The organism is Actinoplanes sp. NPDC024001, from assembly GCF_040638955.1.
GTDB lineage: Bacteria > Actinomycetota > Actinomycetes > Mycobacteriales > Micromonosporaceae > Actinoplanes.
Genome location: NZ_JBEZZB010000330.1, coordinates 1 through 3,802 on the forward strand (window position 1 = coordinate 1; position 3,802 = coordinate 3,802).

At 74.3% G+C, this 3,802-nt stretch carries 3 protein-coding genes and 1 pseudogene; all 4 read right to left on the reverse strand.

Annotation, left to right across the window (positions count from 1 at the left end; translation table 11 throughout):
- Positions 1–1,200 (reverse strand): annotated as a pseudogene (locus AB0F81_RS50730) (hypothetical protein); the annotation flags it as partial.
- A gap of 25 nt (positions 1,201–1,225) precedes the next feature.
- Positions 1,226–1,990: an ABC transporter ATP-binding protein gene (locus tag AB0F81_RS50735; protein ID WP_360211577.1), complete on the reverse strand. Its 765-nt coding sequence runs from the start codon at positions 1,988–1,990 to the stop codon at positions 1,226–1,228.
- On the reverse strand, positions 1,977–3,002 hold the full coding sequence (locus tag AB0F81_RS50740; protein ID WP_360211579.1) for an ABC transporter substrate-binding protein: 1,026 nt from the start codon (positions 3,000–3,002) through the stop codon (positions 1,977–1,979). Before AB0F81_RS50740 ends, AB0F81_RS50735 begins: the two co-directional genes overlap by 14 nt.
- 9 nt (positions 3,003–3,011) lie before the next feature.
- Positions 3,012–3,802: ABC transporter permease (locus AB0F81_RS50745; protein WP_360211581.1), on the reverse strand; the 791-nt coding region annotated here is incomplete at its 5' end.

Below are 3,802 nucleotides of genomic sequence, written 5' to 3' on the forward strand. Positions count from 1 at the left end.
GGCCAGCACCTCGGCCACCGCCTGCGGGTCGCGGGCCCGGCCGGCCGCCGCCACGAGCAGGCGGTATCCCTGCGCGCGGTCGTCGGCGTCGCCGGAGCGGATCGGGGCGTCCAGGGCCGCCGACGCCCGCGGCCAGGCCAGGTAGGCGCTCCAGACGACGACCTGCGCCTCCTGCTCGCGGATCTTCGGCAGGCCGAGCACCCGGGTCGCCTCGCGGATCCGGACCGCGGCGGGCAGCACGGCCATCACGTCGTGCGGCGGGATCCGGGTGACGGTGTCCACGTCCGACACGGCCGCGTCGTAGAGCTCGCCGCGCCGGGCCGGCGGCACCTCGGCGAGCAGCGCCGGCAGGTTGAAGCCGTTGTCGCGCGCGGCGCGGGCGAGCGGGGCGAGATCGGCGACCGGCAGGGCCGCGAGACGGCGCAGCAGCGCCGCCGGCAGCGGGGTGCGCACCAGCCAGGCGACGCGGCCCTGTGCGGTGAGCAGGCGAGCGACGCGGCCGGCGTCATGGTCGGCGAGCCGGCCGTACGCGGTGAGGCCGCCCGGCAGGTGCCCGTGCGGGCCGTACCGTTCCAGCAGGTCGAGAACCCCGGCGGGGTCGCCGGTGAGGACCGCGGCGGAGGTCTCCCGCCAGATCCGGTCGCGCTCCTCGGGGACCGCCTCCGCCAGCCGCTGCCCGGTCCGCTCCAGCACGATGCCCGGGTGGCGGGCGGCGAGCGCGGACAGGCTCACCCACATCTCCAGGTCGGGCAGCAGCGCGCGGACCGTGGCGGGACCGCACGACGGCAGCACCCGGGCCGCCTCGAAGTCCCCGTAGTGGGTGCGGACCTCGCCGATCAGGGCGTCCGCGAGGTGCGGCGCCCTGATCCGGCGCAGGGTGCGGTAGACGCGCCGGCGGTCCACGGCGGCCAGTCCGGCCAGCCGGCCGGTGAGCCGCCCGGCCCGCAGCACGGCGTCGACGGCGATCAGCCGGATCGACGGCTGCGGGTCGCGGGTGGCCTCCTCGATGCCGTCCCGGTCGCGGGCCACCATCGCGGCGGTCAGGGCCAGGTGCCGCTCGTACGCCCCCCGGCCGCGCAGGTCGGCGCAGACCTCGGCCCGCTCGGGCGAGGTCCGCGCCCACGCGGCGAGGCTCGCCATCCGCCGCCGGTAGGGCAGCGGATCGAGCGAGTCCAGCAGTTCCCGGGTGGCGGCCAGCATGTCGATCATTGTGCCCGGGCAGCTGCTACACGCCCGCCCCCGCCCGGTCCCGGATGGCGTGGCCGACCTCGGCCCGCAGCGCCGCGAACTCCGGCAGGCCGCGCAGCTCGTCCGGGGCGATCCCGGTGCGCGGCAGGCCGATCGGCAGGTCCAGGGCGATCCGGCCGGGCCGCGGCGTGAGCACCACGACCCGGCTGCCGAGGAAGACCGCCTCGTCCACGCTGTGCGTGACGAAGACGCTGGTCCGGCCGGTCTCGGCGCTGACCCGGCGCAGGTCCTCCTGCAGCCGTTCCCGGGTGAGCGCGTCCAGCGCCGCGAACGGCTCGTCGAGCAGCAGCAGAGGATTCTCCACCGCCAGCGCCCGGGCGATCGCCACCCGCTGCTGCTGGCCACCGGAGATCTGCCAGGTACGCCGGTGCGCCACGTCGTGCAGCCCGACCCGGGCCAACAGCTCGTCCACCCGCTGCGGGGTGGCCGGCGCCCCCGCGTAGCGCAGCGCCAGGGCGATGTTGCCGCCGACCGTCTTCCACGGGAACAGCCGCGGCTGCTGGAAGACCAGGCCGGCGCCGCGGCCGGGCACCGGCGCCGAACCGGCGGTGCGCACGGTCCCCTCGGTCGGCTGCTCGAAGCCGGCGATCAGCCGCAGCAGCGTGCTCTTGCCGCAGCCCGAGGCGCCGACCAGGACCAGGAACTCCCCCGCCGGGACAGTCAGGTCGACCGGCCCGACCGCGGTCACGTCACCGTAGGCGTGCCGTACCCCGTCGAGGACGACCGCCTCAGCCGAGGGCACCGGGCAGGCCCTTCACATAGATCGACTTCTTGACCTGGTCGGCCGTCGGCACCGCGTCGATCTTCTGCTGCGACTTGAGGAACTCGGCGGCGCTGAGCAGGTTGTCGGCGATCTTGCCGACGTTGCCCTCGGTACCCAGCCACTGCGGCGAGGAGATGTCCGCCGGCTTGAGGAACACGCCCTGCGACAGCTGCTTCTTCGCCTCGTCCGGGGCCAGGTTGAGCTCGGTGCCGACCGCCTTCGCCGCGGCGTCCGGGTCGGTGGCGATGACGTCGAGGGCCTGCGCCTGCACCTTGCGCCAGGCGTCCACCGCCTCCGGGTGGGCCTCGGCGAACGCGGTGGAGACCACGCCCAGGTCCAGGGTGGGCTTGCCGCCGGCGGCCAGCTCCCGGCTGGTGATCAGCACCTGGCCGGTCTTCTTCAGCTCGTCCAGCGAGGGCAGCCAGCTGTAGGCCGCGTCCAGGTCGCCGCGGGTCCACGCGGCCAGGATGTCCTGCGGCTCCAGGTCCACGATGGTCAGCTCGGACTCCTTGACCCCGGCCTGGTCCAGTGCGGCGAGCAGGCTGTAGTGGGCGGTCGAGGCGAACGGGGTGGCGACCTTCTTGCCGCGCAGCGACGCGACGTCGGTGACCCCGCTGCCGGTGCGGGCCACCAGCGCCTCGTTGTCACCGGCCACGTCCAGCACGAACGCCACCTGGTACGGGATGTTCAGCGGCGCCGACAGTCCCCGGGCCACCGGGCTGGAGCCGATCGCGGCGATGTCCACACTCTTGGCGACGAACGCGGTGTTGATGCTGGCGCCGGAGTCGAACTTGGTCCAGGTGATCTGATAGTCCGGCAGCGCCTTCTCCAGCAGTCCCTGGTTCTTGACGATCAGGTCGCCGCTGGGGAACGCCTGGTAGGCGATCCGGATGGTCTTCTTCTCCGGGTCGGCGCCACCACCGGCGGCGGCGCCGTTGCCGCAGGCGGTGAGCAGGAAGGCGGCGCAGGCGAGGGCGAGGAGTCTCTTCACGGTGGTTCCTTAGATCCGGCCCCGCCACGGGATCAGCCGATTCTCGGCGATCCGCAGCAGGGCGTCGATGAGCAGGCCGGACAGGCCGATGGCGAACAGGCCGAGGACGACCACGTCGGTCTGGGAGTAGCGCTGGGCGTCGCGGACCATGCCGCCGATGCCGGGCACGCCGTTGATGGTCTCGGCGGCGACCACCGAGGAGTAGGCGACACCGACCGCCAGCCGGATCCCGGTGAAGATCTCCGGCAGCCCGGCGGGCAGCACCACGTCGCGCACGGTCTGCCAGCGGCCGGCGCCGAGCGCCCGGGCGGCCTCGACCAGCCCGGCCGGGGCGCCGTGCACGGCGGTGGCGGTGGCGACCGCGACCGGGGGCAGGGCGGCGATCGCGAGCAGCCACAGCTTCGGGGTCTCGTCGATGCCGAACCAGATGATGAACAGGCTGAAGTAGGCCAGCGGCGGCAGCGCCCGGACGAACGTGACGACCGGCTCGGTGACCACCCGCAGCCAGCCGATCGTGCCCATCAGCACGCCGAGGACCAGGCCGCCGGCGATCCCGACGGCCGAGCCGATCAGGATCCGCCGCAGGCTCACCCCGAGGTGCTCGATCAGCAGGTGACCGCTGTATCCGCGTACGCCGTCGTGCACGGTCGAAGTGGTGATCAGCTGGTGCCAGACCGCCGCGGGTGAGGGAATGAAGGTCGGGTTGCGCATGACGCGCGCGGTGATCTCCCAGAGCAGATAGAGCGCGAGGAGCGCGAGCAGGCGCAGCGCGACGCGGCGGCGCAGGCCGCCGCCGGGCG